The organism is Sphingobium sp. FG125 (assembly GCF_057809795.1).
This window is the reverse complement of record NZ_JBMDKQ010000002.1, coordinates 301,760-321,378: the sequence shown is the minus strand read 5'-3', so window position 1 is coordinate 321,378 and position 19,619 is coordinate 301,760. Positions and strand designations below refer to the sequence as shown.

Genomic DNA, 19,619 nt, shown 5'->3' with positions numbered 1-19,619 from the left:
AGGGGCCAACGGGTCACTGCCAGCTCTCCATTACTGGATCTGCCCATAAGACAAGAGTTGTAAGCGACGCGGGCATGCTCGCAGTCCTCGCAGGCCTCGACGTGACCACCAAGCGCAGCAGTTCGGCAGAGCTCGATCGCCGACATGACGCGACGTTCCACGCGGCCAAGATGGCCGTCGTTGGCGTGGCGATAGGCATGACCATGGCGGCGGAAAATATCCGCCACCTCCAGATCGGAACGCATGGTCCCGGCTCAGGCGGGCGGCACCACCTCGAGCGTCAAACGGTCGAGCGGGCTCTGCGCCGCAGCGATCGTGGTCGTGGCAACCTGGGTATAGCGCGCTGTCGTCGAGAGACTGTTATGCCCCAACAACACCTGGATAATGCGGATATCGACACCGCTCTCGAGCAAATGGGTGGCAAAGCTGTGGCGCAGCGTGTGTACGCTGACCTTCTTGGTCAATCCCGCCGCCTTGGTGGCTGACCGGCACGCCGAATGGAGCACAGTCACGTCGATCGGCCTCTCGCCCCGACCAGGGAATAACCAGTCGGTCGGACGGGTCAGCCGCCAATACGTCCTCAGGATATCGAGCAACTGAGCCGAAAGCATCACTGTGCGATCCTTGGCACCCTTGCCGTGGCGAACCTGCAGCAGCATCCGGTCGCTGTCGATATCGCCAATCTTCAGGCTCACCGCTTCCGATACGCGCAGTCCCGCAGCATAGGCAGTGGTCAGCGCGGCACGGGACTTCAACGACAGCACCGCCTCAAGAAAGCGTACCACTTCGTCGGGACTTAAGATCGCGGGCAGCTTGCGAGGCGTGCGCGCATAGGCGATCCGCTCGGGTATCTCGCCCCGGTTCAGCGTCACCCCATAGAAAAAGCGCAATGCGCACACGGTCTGGTTCAGCGATGGCCAGGAAATCCCCTGCGACACGAGATAGACCTGAAATGCCCGGACATCCTCCAGCCCAAGCCGATCCGGTGAACGTCCAAAGTGACGACTGAACTTTGTGACGGCGTGAAGGTAAGAACGCTGGGTAGCCGGCGACAAGTTGCGCAACATCATGTCGTCGATCATACGACGGCGCAGCGGGCTAACCGCTGTTGTGGTATCAGCCATGGGGTGGTCTCCTGATCAGGGGTTGGTCTCAGCAACCAAACCTTCTCATCAGGAGGCCATTCCAGCCAATACCTACGAAGCTCCCGCGTCAGCGGGTTTGTTCAATCCCTATTGTCCACAGACCTTTAGAAAAGACACTTATGGCGATTTTTTCTCGGAGCAGCACGCTTGTGAAGGCCATGCTCGTGAATTGGCTGCCCTGATCGGTATTGAAAATCTCCGGTTTGCCGAAGCGCGCCAATGCTTCTTCCAGAGCCTCGACACAAAAATCGGCTTCCATCGTGATCGACACCCGCCAGGCCAGAACCTTGCGGCTGAACCAGTCCACGATGGCAACGAGATAGACAAAGCCCCTCGCCATCGGAATGTAACTGATGTCGGTCGCCCAGACTTGGTTGGGACGCACGATCGCCAGCTTGCGCAGCAAATAGGGATAGATCTTGTGCCCCAGCGCGGGCCCTTCGACAAGCTCAGGAGAGCCTTCGATGTGCTCGGGCGGCGGTAGATCGCCTCAATCGCTATCGTCTTCATCAGCGTGCCAACATGCTGGCGGCCGATCTTGAAGCCCTCCTGCCGGAGCAGGTCGCGCAGCATCCGGCTCCCGGCGAATGGAAACTCCAGGTGCAGTTCGTCGATCCGCCGCATGATGGCGAGATCGGCAGGCGGCACCGGTCTGGGCAGATAATAAATGCTGCCCCGGCTGATCCCCAGCTCCCGGGCTTGCCGCGCCAACGGCAGTGCGTGCGAACGGTCGATCATCGTTTTGCGCTCGGCAACAGTCCCGCCTTCCCGAGCGCCCCTGACAAAAAATCGTTCACCAACGTCAGTTCACCGATCTTGGCGTGCAGCGTCTTTACGTCGATCACTGGCTCGGCAGCCTCGCTCCGCGTCTCGCTCCCGAATACACCGGCAGCCCCTTCCAGAAGCTGCCCGCGCCATTGCGTGATCTGGTTCGGATGCACGTCAAACTGCTGCGCCAGCTCCGCCAGCGTCTTCTCGCCCTTCACGGCAGCCAATGCCACCTTCGCTTTGAATGCCGGGCTGTGATTCCGGCGTGGTCGTTTGCTCATCTCTACTCCTGTCACGCGGCCATCCTGGCCGCCGTCAGGCAGAAAATCCACTTATCCCGATGTGCAGTTTTGCCAGGCCACCTCTCTATGCTTTGCTACCTGATTGTACAAAGTCGAGCTAAGGTAAAAAAAAGGACGTCCGTTCTATTGACAGAATGCGCAGTCAAGAGGATGGTAAGGCGCAATGGAGCTAGCGTTGAAGCGAGCCAAGGACTGGGGAGAGGGCATGGCTGACAGAAGAAGTGGAGAAAATCTCCTCGCTCATGGCGATGTGCAAGTTCGCCTCATTAAATAGCGGCTCATTCGCCCGAAACTCAGATCCTCGTCATGGCAGAGGGCAAGGTGTGACTGTCTAACGAGGAGAGAGCTGAATGGACATGCTGGAGCGCCTGCTGGCCATCGAAGGTGTCAGGCAATGTAAGGCCAAATACGCCTATTGCGTCGATACCAAGGACTGGGATGGCTTTGGCTTGCTGTTCACCGATGATGCCGTGTTCGACGAAACCAACGCTATGACTGCGCTTCACCCCAAGACTGGCGAGTGGGTTCGCACAGGTAGTGAATTTAGCCTGGAACTGCTCCAGTCTGTCGAAAATGGGGTGGTTTGGCCCGTAATAGGGACGACGAATATCGTGGAAGTCGCTCGCGGGATGGCAGAGCAAAATCTCCTCGTGCACAAACTCTTCAACCCGACGATCGAAATTCTGACCGGGTCGACAGCCAAGGCCATATGGCCTTTCGAGGACGAAGTGTATTTCTCGGAGGGGCAGCCCATGAGATATATGAATGGCATGGGCCACTATCACGAAACCTACGAGAAAAAGGGTGATAACTGGCTCATAAAGACGATGAAGTTGACCAGAACGCTGGTACGCGCGCGCTGAGTAAGCGCGGTTTTGACTGAGGCGATATCTCATTGTTGGTCGCAGCAGGCCACCATGCCAATTTTAAGATTAATGAAGACTAATTAAGACAAGAAATAAAGGGAGGAATGTCATGAAGAAAATTGGACCGATTGCAATGGCGCTTGGAGGGCTGCTCGCTTCGACGAGCTACGCGCAGGCCCAGGTAGGCACGCCGGTTGCCAGATCAGCGACCGAAAATGCGGCGAACAACGGCGCGGCCGATATCATCGTCACCGCTCAGCGCAAATCAGAAAGACTGCAAGACACCCCGATTGCGGTGACTGCGGTAACGGCTGACACCGTCCAGAAGCTTGGCCTGAACAAGGTCTCCGATATCGCGGCAGTGACGCCAGGCGCGAATTTTACGGTCAGTGCCGGCTTCTTTTCACCCAATATTCGTGGACTTGGCGTGGCTTTCACGGCGGCGGGCCTGGAAAGCCCGGTCGCGATTTATGAAGATGGCGCGTATCTGACGAACACCATCACCGCGAACGAACTTCTCGATAATTTCGACATCAGCAGTATCCAGGTCCTTCGCGGTCCGCAGGGTACGCTATATGGCCGCAATGCATCAGGCGGCGTAATCATCATCAACAGCGCCGATCCCACGGACAAGTTCGAGGGGCGTGTGCGCGGCGAGGTCGGCAACATCGATCATCAGCAGTTGAACGCCATGATTAACGTGCCGCTGGGCGAGGATCTCGCCTTGCGCGCTACTGGCGGCTATAAACATAATGGTGGTTTCATCCGCAACCTGACCACGGGTGGCAAAAGCGGCTGGGAGAAAAACTATAACGTAAGGGCGAAGCTGCGCTGGTCTCCAGGATCTGCTGACATCGTGCTTGGAGGTCAATATTATGACCTCACCAATACCGTGACGCGGACAGGCACTTTGGGGCGCAACGACGATACTTGCCTGGGCTGCGTTCTCGCGCCGCCCGGCCTCATCAGCCCCTCGCTCGGTTTCTACGAGCAGGAAAATCAATCCTTTGCGCCGCCTGCCCACACAATATTTTACGGCACCAACCTCAAGATGGAATTCGACCTCGGCAGCTTCCAGTTGTCGAGCATGACGACATACCGCCGTCAAAAGACACGCCACAACTCCGGCGATTCTGATAACACGCCACTGTTCCTGTTCGAATATGTCGGAGCGGATGTCGGCGGCAAAACATTCTCGCAGGACCTTCAGGTGGCGTCGAAGCTGGGCGGTCGGTTTGAATATCTGTTTGGGGTGAGCTATCTGTACGATAAGCGTCATTTCAGGGCAGCTTTTCTGAGCGGCGACGTCCGTGACGACAGTACATCGAATGGCTTCCTGAACGTTGGGAGCACAAATTCTTACGCTGCCTTCCTGGAGGGCTATTATAAAGTTACCGACGAACTCAAGGTGACAGTTGGTGGGCGCTATACCTATGACGAGCGCGGCATGGAGGGAGCAGCGTTCGGTTTCCCCTGGGGTGTGAAACTGCGTACGAGCCAGCGTGCGTTCACGCCGCGTTTCGTGTTGGCCTGGGACAATGGGCCGACCAACATCTACTACAGCTTCACTCGCGGCTTCAAGGCGGGCGGCTTCCCAGATTCGCAGATTTCGCCGCCTGCAGTTGTGCAGCCTGAAAAGATCTCCAGCCATGAGATCGGCATCAAGCAATCGATGCTGGACAACCGGCTTAACTTGAACGCGGCTGCCTTCTATTTCAAGAACAAGGGCCTGCAGGCACAGACGATCCGTGACATCACTACGGGCGGTAGCGCCACCTCGAATGCACAGCTGGAAAACTATGGTGTCGAGGTTGAGGCGCAGATTCTTCCGATGGATGGGCTGAACTTCGGGATCACCGGCTCTTGGCAGCATCCGCGGTACAAGCCGTTTGATGGCGTCATAGGACTCGCATGTTATAATCCCAATGTGATTCCGACAATGATCGCTTGTGATCCCACCATGACAAACCTCACCGGCACGGCACCTCCGCAGGCTCCGACATGGTCAGGATCGTTCAGCGCCAATTATGAATTCGCTGTCGGATCTTGGTCTGCATCGCTCTCAAGTCTCGCGACCTACCGCTCCTCAATCAACTTCCAACCCGGTGCCGGCGGCAATTTGAGGTACGATCGAAGCGATTCTCTGTTTCTCGCGAATGCATCGGGTTACGTAAGTCCTCCGGGCATGGACCTGCGTATAGGCTTTTATGTGAACAATCTGTTCGACAAGAAATATGTCACACGCCGACAAACGCTCGTGAATTTTGGCACATCCTATAATGCCGGCCTGCCGCGGACATATGGCCTGCGTATGGAATATTCGTTCTGATAGCAGAATGAGCCTCCCTCATCCCCTGCGGCTTTCGCGAACCGTAGGGGATGAGGATGGGAACCATCTAAACCGGGTCGGCACCATATATTGATCCACGCCTGATACGCTCACCGCGCGATCGCAGAGGCAAATATTCAAGCGATAGGAAACAAGATCATGAAGATAGCCATTCTGGGTACAGGTAATATCGGAAAAACGCTCGTCCGCGAACTCACCAAAGCCGGTCATGAGATCAAGGTCGCGAACTCGCGTGGTCCAGAAACGATCGATAAACAGATGCTTGCCTCCGGTACCCGCGCAACGACGGCGCAAGAGGCGGTGAAGGACGTGGACGTCATCATCCTCTCAATCCCGTTCCAGCGCCTGTCGACGGTCAGGCCTGTTCTCGCCGGTGTGCCTGAAGACATAGTGGTGATCGACACCTCCAACTATTATCCCTCACGGGATAGCGCGATCGAAGCCGTCGAAGCGGGGCAGGTCGAAAGCCTTTGGGTGGTCGAGCAACTGGGCCGACCGATCGCCAAGGCATGGAACGCGATTGGTGCCCGCTCCTTCGCTGTCTATGGCAAGGTGCCCGGCAGTCCCGACCGCATCGCCATTCCCGTCGCCGCCGACCGGACGGTCGATCGGGACGTGACGATGCGCCTGGTCGATGAAACCGGTTTCGACCCGTACGACGCGGGGGCGATCGCAGACTCCTGGCGTCAACAGCCCGGATCGCCAGTCTATTGTACCGATCTAAAAATGGACGAGATGGCGAAGGCCCTGCCTACAGCCGAGAAAGCACGTCTTCCCATCCGTCGCGAATTGGTCGCCGCAGTGGCGCAGGACCGCTTTGGCGATGGGAAGAGCAATCCCGATACTGACCTTCTCGTCGCTCTGAACCGCCTGGTCTTCATGTAGACGTCGTGGCCGCCATGCTATGTGAGGCACGAATTGCCGGGTTGGCGGTCTCAGGGCGGCCGCCCCTCTATCGCTTCACCGTCGGGCGAGCATTGATCTTTTGGTAAAGCTATCCCGAGAGCTGCAACGCAAGCCTTTTAAACTTTGCGTAGCTGCCGACATAGAGAGGACTCCGATGCGCACGCGAACCGTTCGTTCATTCTCGGGATGGAGGGTGGTCCTGCCATGCTTTCTCGCGCAAACCCTCGCTGCTGGCTTCGCCTTCGGATCGTTCGGGCCATTGCTCGCCAGCACCGAGGCGCATTTCGGCGTGACGCGGGCTGTAGCGGCAACGGGCATGAGCCTGATCATGCTGGCAATCGGCGGCCTGTCTCCCTTTTTGGGAGGGCTGCTGCAAAAGATCCCGGTGCGCAGCGCGATGATCGGCGGCGCGGCGCTCAGCGCGCTTGGCTATCTGGGCCTTGCCCTTGTTCCGTCTTTTGGCCTCGCCCTGGTGATGTTCGCCCTGATTGGCACGGGTGTAAGCCTGTTGGCGGTACTGGGTCCGCTGACACTGATCAGTCGATGGTTCGCCTCAGGCCAGGGCAAGATTCTGAGCATCGTGAACCTGCCGATCGCACTGTTTTTGACGCCTTTCATCGTCGGCGAACTTCTGCCGGTATATGGGCGGTCTGCGGTTCTCGGCGGGATCGCAGCAATCTTCCTGCTATTGATTCCCGCCTTGTTGCTGATCGTGGAAAGCCCTGAACGGATTGGCGAGGTCCCTCTCTGGTCCAATATGGATCCAGGTGACACAGCCGCCCCGGAGGCTGTCAAGGATCGCCCCCTGTCGACGAGTGAAATCCTTACCAGCCCGCCCTTCTGGTTGCTGTCGATCGTGATCGGCGTGATTTCGGGGTCGGGCACGGCGTTCATGGTCCATATCGTACCCTTCGGCATGGCGCAGAATCTGACCCTTCAGGCGGCATCGGGTCTGCTTTCCGTCTATGCCTGTGCAGGAATTATTGGCACCTTGCTCTTTGGATGGATAGCGGACCGCATCGGGCCTCCTGCTGCACTCGCACTCACAACTTTAAGCCAGGCGCTGCTGTGGTGGGGACTGCCGCATGTGGCAGGCTTTCCATTGTTCGCGCTTGCGGCGCTGATTGGAATCTGCGTCGTCCCGGTAATGACGCTGCATGGCGCTGCTCTCAGCAAGCTGGTGGGACCTGCGAGCATCAGCCGGGCGATGGGGATCAGCTATGCAATCACTCTGCCCTTCATTTTCAGTTTCGCGCCGCTGATCGGCTTCCTGTTCGATTATACCGGGGGGTACAGGTTGCCCTTCCTGACGACTGCGGGCATCCTCGGTGTCGCCTGCCCGTGCTCCGTCATGATGATCTCCGCTATAAGCAGGCAAAAGCGTCTGGAGCGGGTCGTTTGATCACTGCTTTTCAGAACAGGCAGGCCCAATTGGTGACAGCCATGGTATGATCGGAGAGGATAAAAACTGATGGCGACGCTCGACATGATTCTAAGGCGGGGCAAAAGGGCGACTTTGGCGGTCGTGTCGGGCGGGCTGCTGCTTGCAGGTGGAAAGGCTTTGCTGGCCAAACCTACAGAAACGGCAACGTCTGTCCCGGCCGGCCCCGCCGCCTTGGCCTATTCGCCACCGGTGCGCTTTGCCAACGAAAGCACCAATCTCTACTGGGGCGACACCCACCTTCACACCAATTATTCCGCCGATGCTTTCGGCTTCGGCAACCTTACGGTCAGCCCGGACGAAGCCTATAGGCTGGCCAGGGGCGAAGAAGTGACTGCCACGAGCGGCCTTAGCGCAAAGCTGCGTCGTCCGCTCGATTTCCTGGTGGTGGCCGATCATGCGGAATATATCGGCGTTTTCCCGCGGCTGGCCAAGGGCGGCAGTACGGAAGGCGCTTGGGAACAAGGCAAACGCTGGAGTGATTTGCTGAAAGCCGGCGATGTAAATAAGGCGATGTACGAATTTTTCGATATTCTCCGGGCGGGCGGAGCAAGCTCGCCCGAGCCTCACGAACTGGTGAAGTCGATATGGCAGGGTGTCGTCAGGACTGCCGACCGGTTCAACGATCCGGGTCATTTCACTGCCCTGATCGGCTATGAATGGAGTTCGACGCCATCGGGCGACAATCTGCACCGCAACGTCATTTTCCGCGATGGCGCGGATAAGGTTTTGCAGGTTGTGCCCTTTTCGGCGCTGGACAGTACTGATCCGGAAAAATTATGGGCCTATCTCAAGGGCTATGAGCTGAAAACCGGCGGTCAGGTTCTCGCCATTCCCCATAATGGCAATCTCAGCAACGGGCGCATGTTCTTGCCGCAGACTTTTTCGGGCCAGCCGTTCACGGCCTCCTACGCGCGCGAACGGACGCGTTGGGAGCCGGTCTATGAGGTCACCCAGACCAAGGGCACCAGCGAAACGCATCCGACCTTGTCGCCGACCGACGAATTCGCCGGTTTCGAGCTTTGGGATACGACCAACGTGCAAGGGGCTGTGCGTAAGACACCGGCGATGCTGCAAACGGAATATGCCCGCAAGGCGCTGAAGGACGGGCTGCAACTGGAACAGAAGCTGGGTGCCAATCCGTTCAAGTTCGGCATGATCGGCAGCACCGATTCCCATAATGGTCTTTCGACGACGGCCGAGGATAATTTCTTCGGCAAAATGCCCCATTCCGAACCCTCCGCCGGCCGTTACGCTCTGCCTCTAGCTCAGGTCAAGCAGACGCAGTGGAACTGGCAGATCGGTGCCTCGGGGCTTGCGGCGGTGTGGGCGAAGGAGAATACACGCGCGTCGATTTTCGACGCGATCCGACGCCGGGAAGTCTATGCGACCACCGGTTCGCGCATTCAGTTGCGCGTCTTTGGTGGCTGGCACTTCTCGAAATCCGATGTGATGCGGCCCGACTATGTGCATGTCGGCTATCAAAAGGGCGTGCCGATGGGCGGCGACCTGACGCGGAGCCGCGGGGCGAAAGCACCGATCTTCATGATCGCCGCCGCCAAGGACCCTGACGACGCCAATCTCGACCGGGTCCAGGTGATCAAGGGCTGGGTCGACGCCAAGGGTGCGACGCACGAGAAAATATATGACGTCGCTGTATCGGGCGGCCGCAAGGTCGATCCGAAGACGGGCAAGGTGTCGGCTGTCGGCAGCACAGTGAACCTGGCCGACGCTTCTTATACGAACAGCATCGGCGCGCCCGAACTGGCGACGGTGTGGACCGATCCGGATTTCGACCCCAAGCAGCGCGCCTTCTATTATGTGCGGGTGCTGGAAATTCCCAAGCCGCGCTGGACGGCCTACGATGCGGCCTTCTTCAAGGTGAAGATGCCCGCTAATATCCCGATGGTCGTGCAGGACCGCGCCTTCAGCTCGCCGATCTGGTACAATCCATAAGTGCATCATTGGGCGGAAAGGAAATATCGCAGGCTTGGGGCAGGTACAGATGCATGAATGATATCGTCGCGCGCTGGCGGCGGGAACCGCTGGTCTGGTTCCTGCTCGCGGGCCTTTCGCTCTTTGGCCTGCATGCGCTGGTCAGTCCAGGTGAGGACGTTGCCGCTTCACGGGTGATCGAGGTCGACCGCGACGGACTTCTGCAATTCATGCAGCTGCGTGCGCGATCTTTCAATGAATCGGGCGCCCAAAGAATGCTTGATCAGATGGCGCCACAGGACGTGACCGCCATGGTGGACGACATAGTACGCGAAGAGGCGATGTATCGTGAAGGACTGCGGCTGGGCCTCGACAAGAATGACTATGTCATGCGGCGGCGGCTGGTTCAGTCGCTGGAATATCTGGCAGAGGGCGATCAGGGGCAGGCCGTTGCTCCCGACGAAGCCACGCTCAAGCGCTATTATGACGCCCATCTTGACCGCTATGTCGATGCGCCGTCGATCAGTTTTTCCCATATCTTCTTCAGCGCCGAAACGCATGGATGGGACGGAGCGCAGCGTCTGGCGGCGGGCGCCCTGGCTAAGCTGAACGCGGGTGGCGAAAAAGGACTTGTTCATTCCGCCGACCGCTTCCGTTATCTCTCCGATTATACCGAGCGCACTCCCGAGATTATCGAGAGCCATTTCGGTCAGGACTTTGCCGAGCGAATATTTGGAATGGCGCTGCTCGATGGGCGCTGGCAGGGTCCGTTGCGGTCGAAATACGGCTTTCATCTCGTGCGGATAGCCCGCAAGGATGTCGGTCGCCGCCTGCCTTTCGCGCGGGCGCGGGCCATGGTTGCAGAGGATGCGGCGAAGGATGCCAGGGCCGCCCGCCGCGAAGCCTTTGCCGGTGGCCTGATCGCCCAGTTCAAGGTGGACATCGACAGCGACGTGCAAAAGCGCATGGCCAAATGAGCGCGGCGCGCTTGTTGCTGGCCCTGGTGTGCTTGCTGGCCGGGGTGGCGCCGGCCCGTGCCCACGACGCTTTCCCGCTGCTGATCAATGTACGACAGACAGGCGACGCGCTGTATTCCGTGGTTCTCAGGTTGCCGCCATCCTTTCCCGATCGTTTCGCGCCGAGCGTGCGGATCGACAGGCACTGCAAGCGCATCGTCGGCCCGGGCGATGATGGCGGAGCCAATCTTTACCGATGCCCCCAGGGGCTGGGCGGGGAATTGGCGCTGATCTATCCCGGCTCGGCGCCTTCGGTGCCCGGGCTTGTCCGGATCAGCTGGGCGTCGGGCGAATCCCGATCCCTGCTGCTCAAGCCGGGCGAGACCAGGGTGGCGCTGCCGCAGCCCGAGAGCAGGGCGGGCGTTGCCGGGCAATATCTGCGCCTGGGTGTCGAACATATTCTGACGGGCTTTGATCATCTGCTGTTCCTGGTCTGCCTGCTGTGGCTTGCGGGCGGCTTCAAGCGCATCCTGCTGACGATCACGGGCTTTACCCTCGCCCATTCGGTGACGCTCGCCCTGTCGGCGTTAGGATGGGTCCAGGTAGCGGTGCCGCCGGTGGAAGCGGCCATCGCGCTGAGCATCGTCTTTCTGGCGGTCGAAATCTACAAGGGGCATCGCGATACGCTAAGCTGGCGTTATCCCATCGCGGTGTCGAGCAGCTTCGGCCTGCTCCATGGCTTTGGCTTTGCCGCGGTGCTGGGCCAGATCGGCCTGCCGCAAACCGAGCTTGTCACCGGTCTGCTGTTCTTCAATCTGGGCGTCGAGATCGGCCAGTTGATCTTCGTGATCGTCGCGATCGCGCTGTACCTGATCCTGCGCAAGGCCTGGGCGCATCTGCGCCTGCGGGCCGATGCGCCGCTCATCGTGCGCCATGCCAGCGCGGCGCTCGTCGGAACGCTCGCCTCCTACTGGCTGGCCGAACGGACGGTCGCGCTATTTAGCCCGTAAAATTCATCCGGGTTGGATGTTTAGCGCAAAGCTGACCGCTTGAACTGGGAGCAGGCGCACGGGATCATGCCCCTTGTGCGGGGTGATTTCCGATGATCGAAGCTTGAGGGGTATCGCTCCGGTGAGGGCCGCCTTGCGGTGATCGGCTGATATTTCGAGATGGCACCGGTGCAAGCGCTGTTGGTGTGGACGGGCTTTGTTGCGAAATTGCGCCTGGGGGATTCCTCAGGTGAATCGAGTGCTTTAGGGGGCGGCTATGCCCAAGCCAGCCTCACCAAAGTATCGCACGACAAACTGGAGCGCGTATAACGCGGCGCTGAAGGAGCGTGGTTCTCTGGATATTTGGTTTGATCCGGAGATGCAGTGGCTGTCGGCGCCATGCGGGCGCCCTGGTCGCCCGGCTCGTTTTTCTGAAAGCGCGATCGAACTGTGCCTGACACTGAAAGCGCTTTTCAACCTGCCGCTGCGGCAGGCGACGGGGCTGGTGGCGAGCCTGCTCAAGCTGGCTGATCTGGACTGGCCGGTGCCGGATTATACGACGTTGTGCCGGCGTCAGAAGACGCTGCCGGTGACGCTTGGCGGGCGTCCCAGCTCTGCCGGCCTGCATCTTCTGGTCGACAGCACTGGCATTAAGATGATGGGCGAAGGGGAATGGAAGACACGCAAGCACGGCGCTTCCTATCGTCGCCAGTGGCGCAAGGTGCATATCGGGATCGATGCAGAAACGCTTGATATCCGGGCCATTGAGGTCACCACCAACGCGATTGGCGATGCGCCTGTCCTCCCCGATCTGTTGGCGCAGATCCCAAAGGATGAGAAGATCAGCAGCGTTGGTGGGGACGGCGCATACGACACCAAGAAGTGCCATGCTGCTATCGCCAAACGCGAGGCGCAAGCCATCATTCCGGTCCGCCGCAACGGTCGACCATGGAAGGAGGATGGCCCCGGGACGGCTGCCCGCAATGAACGCTCCGTGCGATCAGACGGCTTGGACGCACCATCTGGAAGAAGTGGAGCGGCTACCATCGCCGCAGCCTCGTCGAAACGAAAATGCACTGCTTCAAGCTGCTTGGTCAGCGCGTCATGGCCCGCACCTTCGAGCGTCAGATAACCGAGCTCAAAGTCCGTGCTGCAATCCTCAATCGCTTCTCGCAAATCGGCACACCAAATACCGTCCGCGTCGCGTAGTAATCTCAAATAAATCCCGCAGCAAGCCTATCAGGAGTTATGCAACAAAGCCACGTGAAGGCATCACGCATTCAGGTCGATGAAATTTGGTCTTTTACCTACGCCAAGCAAAAGAACGTCGCCACAGCAAAGGATGCCCCGGAAGGCGCTGGCGACACTTGGACTTGGACCGCTCTAGATGCTGATAGCAAAATGATCGTGTCCTATCTGGTCGGCGACCGTTCCGGCGAAAGCGCAATGGACCTTATGGACGATCTGGCCGAGCGCCTCGCCAATCGCGTCCAACTTACCACCGATGGCCACAAGGCCTATTTGGAAGCCGTAGAGGGCGCGTTCGGGGCGGACGTGGACTTTGCCCAGCTCGTGAAGCTGTACGGCCCCACGATCAGCGCGCCGGGCCGCTACAGTCCAGCGGAATGCACTGGCGCGAAGAAAATCCGCATCGAAGGCAATCCTGACATTGCCCACGTCTCGACCAGCTATGTTGAGCGCCAGAACCTAACCATCCGCATGCACATGCGCCGGTTCACCCGCCTGACCAACGCCTTTTCAAAAAAGGTCGAGAACCACGAATATGCGGTTGCTCTGCACATGATGTATTACAACTTTGTCCGCATCCATAAGACACTACGCATGTCGCCTGCTATGGCCGCAGGCGTGTCGGACCGGCTTTGGGAGATTGCGGATATCGCGAAGCTGGTAGAGGAAGCGGAGGATGCCCCAAAAAAGCGCGGCCCGTATAAAAAGCAGGGTCAGATTTCAAACTGACCCACTACCCTTTCTCCTTTCTGGTTTTGGGCTGCTGAGCGGAGCTGTTCTTGAACCGGAAGCTGTCGTTGCCGGTCTCCAGAATGTGGCAGTGGTGGGTGAGCCGATCGAGGAGCGCGGTGGTCATCTTTGCATCGCCGAACACGGTGGCCCATTCACTGAAGCTGAGGTTGGTGGTGATAATGACGCTGGTGCGCTCGTAGACTTTGCTCAGCAGGTGGAACAGCAGGGCGCCGCCCGAGGCGCTGAACGGAAGATACTGCGCGCGACCTCAATTTCGGTAAGCACATGGCAAGAGCAGCGCTTGCCGATGAAAACAAGCAACGCACCCTTTTCTGGGAGGTGCGGTGGTCGCAGTCCGGTAATAGGCTCCGGCTCGATCGATGCGAGATCGATTTGCGCGAGAAAGGACAAAGGAAAGCCGTCGGTATCGTTTGACCATTCAAAGCCAGTTGGCACTGTCGGTTTCCCAGCAAGCCAAGATGTCTCTCCTTCCGAAGGTTCGAAAGGAGAGCGAAACAACAAGGCCCATGCCGGTACAGCCGTTTGTTCTCGGTCAAGGTTGAGCATAGTACCGATTCCATCCACTGCGTTTTCGTCTTTACGCCTCGCATCTAGCGCGACCGATATTTCATTCTGTAAGTGTCTGATTCGTAATTATTCGGTTTGATTTTCGGACCTTGCGATGCGTCGCGTAAAGAGTTGGATTGAGGCAATGAAGAGCCACGCCGATGCCGATGCGATGGTTTTGTCGAAGTCCTTGGCGATGCGTCGGTTTCGATTGAGCCATGCCAGCGTGCGTTCGACAACCCATCGGCGTGGCAGCACCTCGAAGCCTTTGGCGGTGTCTGACCGCTTGATGATTTCGATGGTCCCTTTCCCCATTCGCCGCAGAGCCTTCCTGAGCTTGTCGCCAGCATAGCCGCCGTCTGCGAATACGTGCCGCAGCCACGGGAAGCGCCGTATGATATCGCGCAGCACCATCGGCGCACCGTCACGGTCCTGAATGTCAGCCGTGTGGATCACGGCATGCACCAGATTTCCTTCGGTGTCGGTCAAGATATGGCGTTTACGGCCCTTGACCTTCTTGCCAGCGTCATAGCCGCAAGGACCGCCGCTTTCCGTGGTTTTGACGCTCTGGCTGTCGATCACTCCCGCCGATGGCGAGGCCTCGCGGCCAGCCATCTCGCGCGACGCCATAAGCAGAATGTGGTTCATCGTCAGCCACAGGCCGTTGTCGCGCCAGAGGTAAAACCAGCGTCGCACCGTCGAAACCGGCGGAAAGCATGGGGGCAACATCCGCCATGGCAGGCCGCCGCGCAGCAGGTATAACATCGCTTCGACAATTCGCCGCATCGGCCACTTGCGGGGGCGTCCCACATACGATGCCGGTGGCAACAGCGGTTCGAGCACCGACCACTCGGCATCCGTCAAATTGCTTGGCAAAATCAGCCCGCGTCGCGCATGAAGCTCGCGAGTGGTATCAGTCCACATCGTTGATCCTTGGTAGTTTCGCAAAACCCCTGAATCAACGACGGGCATAGCCGTCAAGCTAACCTGCTGATACCACTCACCTTAATTTCGGATCAGACACTCAGGCCGTTGAGTGACCGGCATTGGCGCTAAACCGACATTCCGCCAGATCCTCCGAACGACGTGAGTTGGTCGACGACAGACGGCCTCCCTCCTAGGCCGCCGCCGGGTTTTCGCCTTGCAGCGTACTGGAATGCTCTTCACGGGAGGGCGGATTGATCTTGAACCAGAGGGCATAGAGCGCGGGCAGGAACACCAAGGTCAGGATCGTGCCGCCGAGCGTCCCACCGATCAGCGTCACCGCCATCGATCCCCAGAAGACTGAACTGATGAGGGGCACAAATGCGAGCACCGCCGCCAGCGCGGTCAGCATTACCGGTCGGGACCGTTGCACAGTCGCCTCGACCACGGCGCGGTAGGGATCCATCCCTTCCTTCTCATGGTCGTGGATTTGGCCGATCAGGATGAGCGTATTGCGCATCAGGATGCCAGCAAGGGCGATCAGGCCCAAAATGGCGTTGAAGCCAAACGGTTGGCCGCTGATCAGCAACGTGGGGACGACTCCGATCAGCCCCAGAGGCGCGGTCAGCAGCACGATCGCCATGGCCGACAGGCTGCGGACCTGGAGGATGATGACGATCATCATCAGCACGATCATGATCGGGAAGATCGGCGCGAGCGCTGAATTGGCTTTTTCAGCCTCCTCGATCGAACCAGCCATGTCGATATGGTAACCGGACGGCAGTTCCTTGATGATCGGTTGAAGCTTTTCGAGCATCGCGGTCGAGACGTCCGGCGGCTGGAGACCATCCGCGATGTCGCCACGAACGGTGATCGTCGGCAACCGATCGCGACGCTGAAGGATCGGTTCCTCCATCCGCACTTCCAGTTTACCGATCTGGCTCACCGGCACGCGCTGGCCATTGGCACCTGTCAGCATATAGTCGCCGATCCGCGCCGGATCGAGCCGGTCGTCGCCGCTTGAGCGCGCCACCACATCGACGGTGCGGATATCCTCACGCGCCTGGCTTACTGTAGCGCCGGTCAGCAGGAACTGAAGCTGCTGCGCAACGTCGCTGGAAGTCAGGCCGAGCGCACGCAGCCGATCTTGGTCGAGAACGAAGTGCAGGGCGGGCGCACGGTCGCCCCAATCGGCATTCACGGTCCGCATCATCGGATCGTCCTGCATGATCTTCTGCGCTTTGGCTGCGATGGTGCGGACCGTCGCCACATCAGGTCCGCTCACCCGGAAGGCTACCGGGAAGGGCGAATAGGGACCAAAAACGAGCTGGGTCGCGCGCACCCGTGCCTGGGGAGCGAGGCCGTCGGCAGCAGCCTGGCGGAGCCGAACTTTCAAGGCATCGCGCGCTTCCTCGTCAGCGGTGAGGACGATGATCTTTGCAAAGGAAGGGTCGGGCAGTTCGGGCGACAGCGACATGAAGAAGCGCGGGGCGCCCTGGCCGACATAAGCGGTCACGATTCTGGCTTCGGGCTGTTTACGTAGCCAAGCCTCGACTTGCTTTGCGGCCTCGCTGGTGCGGGCGATCGCCGTTCCCTTGGGCATCTGCACCTCGACCAACACTTCGGGCCGATCGGACGCGGGGAAGAATTGCTTGTTGACGAACGGCATGCCGGCGCCCGCAATCAGGAACGCGCCTAGCGTCGCGAGTGCGACCAGTTTCTTGCGCCGCACCGCCCAGGCGATGACGCTGCGCACTTTCTCATAGCGCGGCGTTTGGTAGATTGCGGCATGTCCACCTTCCACCGGCTTGATATGCGGCAGCATCTTCACGCCCATATATGGCGTGAAGATCACCGCGACGAACCAGGAGGCGATCAGGGCGAAGCCAACGACCCAGAAGATGTTGCCGGCATATTCGCCGGCGGTCGATTGCGCGAACCCGACCGGCATTAACCCGATCACCGTCACCAGCGTTCCGGCCAGCATGGGCGAGGCGGTATGGCTCCAGGCGTAGGCGGACGCGCGGATGCGGTCGTAGCCCTCCTCCATCTTCACCACCATCATCTCAATGGCGATAATGGCATCATCAACCAGCAGGCCGAGCGCGAGGATCAGCGCGCCGAGCGTGATCCGGTCAAGAACGCGGCCGGTGGCCCACATGATGACGAGCACGATAGCCAGCGTCAGCGGCACCGCCGCCGCCACGACGATGCCGACCCGCCAGCCCAGGCTCACAAGACTGACGATCATCACGATCGCCAGCGCTTCCAGGAAAGTGTGCATGAACTGGTTGACCGCCTCGGAGATATTGACCGACTGATCGGTGACCGGGGTCAGGCTCATGCCGAGGGGTAGTTCGTCTGTGATCTTCTCAATTTCCGCCTTCAGCGATTTGCCAAGGTCAAGGCCGTTCCATCCCTCGCGCATGACGACGCCGAGCAGCAATGCAGGCTCGCCCTGGCTGCGGATCAGGAAGGCGGCGGGGTCTTCGTAACCACGCTCGACCTTGGCGATTTCGGACAGGCGCAGCGTGGCACCGTTTGCGACGATGGGAAGGTCACGGATCTTCGACAGGTCGTCGAATGCACCGTCGAGGCGCACGATCACCTGCTGTGCCTTGGTTTCGATCGAGCCTGCGGGCGTGATCATATTCTGCGCCGCCAGCGCAGTGAAGATGTCGCGTGGCGAGACGCCAAGCGTCGCCAGCCGCTCCTGGGCGAATTCGACATAGATGCGCTCAGGGCGCTCACCCACGATATTGATTTTGTTGACGCCAGGAACATGCAGTAGGCGCTGGCGCAAGGTCTCGGCTTCACGTGCGAGCAACCGCTGCGGCTCGCCCTTAGCCTTGAGGGCATAAAGGGCGAAGGTGACGTCACCATATTCGTCGTTCACGAATGGCCCGACCGCTCCGCGCGGCAGGTTAGGCGCTTCGTCCGACATCTTCTTGCGCGCTTGATAAAATTGGTCCGGCACGTCCTTGGGCGGCGTCGTGTCCCGCAAGGTCAATGTGGTGAAGGCCAGACCGGGCCGTGTAAAGGTTTCGCTGCGATCATACCAGCGCAGTTCCTGCAAACGCTTTTCCAGTGGCTCGGCGACCTGATCCTGCATCTCCTGAGCTGTCGCGCCGGGCCAGGCGGTGACGACCGTCATCACCTTGATGGTGAAGCCCGGATCCTCCGCCCGTCCCAACTTTAGGAACGCGACGGTGCCCGCCAGAATGATCGCGATCAGGAAGAACAAAGTGACTGATCGCTCGCGGACAGCCAGCGCGGATAGATTGAACCGGCTCGGCTTACCGGGCTCATTTCCGGGCAGATCGTGCTGCCCGCTCATCGGGCTGCACCTGCGGCTTGCGCAGCGATTCTAACCTGCTGACCCTGATGCAACATATGGGCGCCCATCGCGACGAAGCGGTCGCCAGACTTAAGTCCCGATGTCACATTTGCAGTCTCTTCACCAAGCGCCGAGACGCGAACCGGCCGCCACGCGACCGTTGGCTTGGTATCCCCGCTGACAATCCAGACGCCTGGACCTCGCCCGGTGTCGTGCAGTGCGCCAAGCGGCACTTGGGTCGCAACCTCTTCGCCTGGCGTAGCAAGGGTCACAGTTACAGTGGATCCGAGCGGCGCTCGAGCGACCGCGCCTGCAAGGACATAGCGGGCTTCGAACGTGCGCGAGGCTGGATTGGCGGAGTCAGCGAGCTGGCGCAGGGTGGCGCTGCCGGTCGCACCGTCGTAGGTGCGGGCCCGGGCGGCAGAGTTCAGTGCGGGACGCACCGTTTCGGGCAATTGCACCAGGGCTTCGCGCGGTCCTGACCGTGCTAATCGTATCACGGTCTGTCCGGCCGCAACCACCTGTCCAGGTTCTGCCAGCGTCTCGACGACTGTGCCGTCGGCATCGGCGAACAGGACACCATAGTTGGTTTCGTTACGCGCCACATTGGCCTGCGCCTGTGCTGCGGTGAGCTGAGCGCGCGCCGAATCGGCAGCTGCCTTGGCCTGGTCGTAAGCCGAGGCCGATACGGCGCCCGCGCCCACCAGATCGCGGTAACGCCTCTCATCGGCTGCAGTCTGCAATGCGCGCGCGCGGGCGGCTTCGACGGTGCCTTGTGACGCGCGGCTCGCGAGCGCGAGGTCGGCAAGGTCGATCCGCATCAGCGGCTGTCCGCGGCGAACGACCTGTCCGGCGTCAACCAGACGCTCGATCACCTTTCCGCCGACCCGAAAGCCCAGATCGCTCTGCACGCGTGCCGCAACGATGCCGGTAAACTCGCGTGTCGCAGCATTGGCCAGGCTTGAGGTGGTTACCCTGACGAGTGGTGGCTGTGTCCGTGGATCGGATTGGGTGCGGTCGCACCCGGCCAGTGCGATCGAAAGCAGGATGGGCAGGCCAAGGGCAAAATGAAGATAGCGATGGGACACGCACGATTCCTCCGAAGTATGGAGGATCGATAAGTGTCTAGTGACGATATTGTCAATAGGTCACA

The 19,619-nt window shown here is 59.6% G+C and carries 13 protein-coding genes and 4 pseudogenes; 9 read left to right on the top strand and 8 right to left on the bottom strand.

Annotated elements, in window-relative coordinates:
- The 3 genes and pseudogenes from ACODSR_RS03165 to ACODSR_RS03155 all read right to left on the bottom strand — a co-directional run.
- On the bottom strand, positions 1 to 245 hold a 245-nt coding region (locus tag ACODSR_RS03165), incomplete at its 3' end, for a transposase zinc-binding domain-containing protein (protein WP_489073644.1).
- Positions 246 to 254: 9 nt separating this feature from the next.
- Positions 255 to 1,124 carry a tyrosine-type recombinase/integrase gene (locus ACODSR_RS03160; protein ID WP_489073642.1) on the bottom strand — a complete coding sequence of 290 codons (870 nt, stop codon included), beginning with the start codon at positions 1,122 to 1,124 and terminating at the stop codon, positions 255 to 257.
- A 115-nt stretch (positions 1,125 to 1,239) separates the two neighbouring features.
- Positions 1,240 to 2,194: pseudogene (locus ACODSR_RS03155) on the bottom strand (IS3 family transposase); the annotation flags it as partial.
- A 371-nt stretch (positions 2,195 to 2,565) separates the two neighbouring features.
- Between ACODSR_RS03155 and ACODSR_RS03150 the strand changes: the two are divergent.
- The 9 genes and pseudogenes from ACODSR_RS03150 to ACODSR_RS03110 form a co-directional block, all read left to right on the top strand.
- Complete coding sequence (locus ACODSR_RS03150; protein WP_489073640.1) at positions 2,566 to 3,078, top strand: nuclear transport factor 2 family protein; 513 nt, start codon at positions 2,566 to 2,568, stop codon at positions 3,076 to 3,078.
- A 112-nt stretch (positions 3,079 to 3,190) separates the two neighbouring features.
- Positions 3,191 to 5,410, top strand: a complete 2,220-nt coding sequence (locus ACODSR_RS03145; protein WP_489073638.1) for a TonB-dependent receptor — start codon at positions 3,191 to 3,193, stop codon at positions 5,408 to 5,410.
- Positions 5,411 to 5,569: 159 nt separating this feature from the next.
- Complete coding sequence (locus ACODSR_RS03140) at positions 5,570 to 6,316, top strand: NADPH-dependent F420 reductase (protein WP_489073636.1); 747 nt, start codon at positions 5,570 to 5,572, stop codon at positions 6,314 to 6,316.
- Positions 6,317 to 6,491: 175 nt separating this feature from the next.
- On the top strand, positions 6,492 to 7,739 hold the full coding sequence (locus tag ACODSR_RS03135; RefSeq protein ID WP_489073634.1) for an MFS transporter: 1,248 nt from the start codon (positions 6,492 to 6,494) through the stop codon (positions 7,737 to 7,739).
- 69 nt (positions 7,740 to 7,808) lie between these two features.
- Positions 7,809 to 9,734, top strand: coding sequence for a DUF3604 domain-containing protein (locus ACODSR_RS03130; protein ID WP_489073632.1), 1,926 nt, complete (start codon positions 7,809 to 7,811; stop codon positions 9,732 to 9,734).
- 53 nt (positions 9,735 to 9,787) lie between these two features.
- On the top strand, positions 9,788 to 10,690 hold the full coding sequence (locus tag ACODSR_RS03125) for a peptidyl-prolyl cis-trans isomerase (RefSeq protein ID WP_489073630.1): 903 nt from the start codon (positions 9,788 to 9,790) through the stop codon (positions 10,688 to 10,690).
- On the top strand, positions 10,687 to 11,679 hold the full coding sequence (locus ACODSR_RS03120; RefSeq protein WP_489073628.1) for a HupE/UreJ family protein: 993 nt from the start codon (positions 10,687 to 10,689) through the stop codon (positions 11,677 to 11,679). Before ACODSR_RS03125 ends, ACODSR_RS03120 begins: the two co-directional genes overlap by 4 nt.
- A gap of 256 nt (positions 11,680 to 11,935) precedes the next feature.
- A pseudogene (locus tag ACODSR_RS03115) lies at positions 11,936 to 12,867 on the top strand (IS5 family transposase).
- A gap of 54 nt (positions 12,868 to 12,921) precedes the next feature.
- Positions 12,922 to 13,635: pseudogene (locus ACODSR_RS03110) on the top strand (IS1 family transposase); the annotation flags it as partial.
- A gap of 4 nt (positions 13,636 to 13,639) precedes the next feature.
- On the opposite strand, the pseudogene ACODSR_RS03105 reads toward ACODSR_RS03110, so the two are convergent.
- From ACODSR_RS03105 to ACODSR_RS03085, 5 genes and pseudogenes are all read right to left on the bottom strand, one after another.
- Positions 13,640 to 13,894: pseudogene (locus tag ACODSR_RS03105) on the bottom strand (ATP-binding protein); the annotation flags it as partial.
- The gene (locus ACODSR_RS03100; RefSeq protein ID WP_489073627.1) at positions 13,846 to 14,205 is read right to left on the bottom strand and encodes a DUF1963 domain-containing protein; all 360 of its coding nucleotides are present in this window, start codon (positions 14,203 to 14,205) and stop codon (positions 13,846 to 13,848) included. The pseudogene ACODSR_RS03105 and the gene ACODSR_RS03100, both read right to left, overlap by 49 nt.
- Before the next feature lie 87 nt (positions 14,206 to 14,292).
- The gene (locus ACODSR_RS03095) at positions 14,293 to 15,129 is read right to left on the bottom strand and encodes an IS5 family transposase (protein ID WP_489073625.1); all 837 of its coding nucleotides are present in this window, start codon (positions 15,127 to 15,129) and stop codon (positions 14,293 to 14,295) included.
- Positions 15,130 to 15,322: 193 nt separating this feature from the next.
- The gene (locus ACODSR_RS03090) at positions 15,323 to 18,466 is read right to left on the bottom strand and encodes an efflux RND transporter permease subunit (protein ID WP_489073623.1); all 3,144 of its coding nucleotides are present in this window, start codon (positions 18,464 to 18,466) and stop codon (positions 15,323 to 15,325) included.
- Positions 18,463 to 19,554, bottom strand: a complete 1,092-nt coding sequence (locus ACODSR_RS03085; protein WP_489073621.1) for an efflux RND transporter periplasmic adaptor subunit — start codon at positions 19,552 to 19,554, stop codon at positions 18,463 to 18,465. Before ACODSR_RS03085 ends, ACODSR_RS03090 begins: the two co-directional genes overlap by 4 nt.
- Positions 19,555 to 19,619: the final 65 nt, after the last annotated feature.

Coding starts and splice junctions, on each gene's coding strand:
- ACODSR_RS03160 (WP_489073642.1), bottom strand. CDS start 1,124: ATGGCTGATACCACAACAGCGGTTAGCCCGCTGCGCCGTCGTATGATC.
- ACODSR_RS03150 (WP_489073640.1), top strand. CDS start 2,566: ATGGACATGCTGGAGCGCCTGCTGGCCATCGAAGGTGTCAGGCAATGT.
- ACODSR_RS03145 (WP_489073638.1), top strand. CDS start 3,191: ATGAAGAAAATTGGACCGATTGCAATGGCGCTTGGAGGGCTGCTCGCT.
- ACODSR_RS03140 (WP_489073636.1), top strand. CDS start 5,570: ATGAAGATAGCCATTCTGGGTACAGGTAATATCGGAAAAACGCTCGTC.
- ACODSR_RS03135 (WP_489073634.1), top strand. CDS start 6,492: ATGCGCACGCGAACCGTTCGTTCATTCTCGGGATGGAGGGTGGTCCTG.
- ACODSR_RS03130 (WP_489073632.1), top strand. CDS start 7,809: ATGGCGACGCTCGACATGATTCTAAGGCGGGGCAAAAGGGCGACTTTG.
- ACODSR_RS03125 (WP_489073630.1), top strand. CDS start 9,788: ATGAATGATATCGTCGCGCGCTGGCGGCGGGAACCGCTGGTCTGGTTC.
- ACODSR_RS03120 (WP_489073628.1), top strand. CDS start 10,687: ATGAGCGCGGCGCGCTTGTTGCTGGCCCTGGTGTGCTTGCTGGCCGGG.
- ACODSR_RS03100 (WP_489073627.1), bottom strand. CDS start 14,205: ATGCTCAACCTTGACCGAGAACAAACGGCTGTACCGGCATGGGCCTTG.
- ACODSR_RS03095 (WP_489073625.1), bottom strand. CDS start 15,129: ATGTGGACTGATACCACTCGCGAGCTTCATGCGCGACGCGGGCTGATT.
- ACODSR_RS03090 (WP_489073623.1), bottom strand. CDS start 18,466: ATGAGCGGGCAGCACGATCTGCCCGGAAATGAGCCCGGTAAGCCGAGC.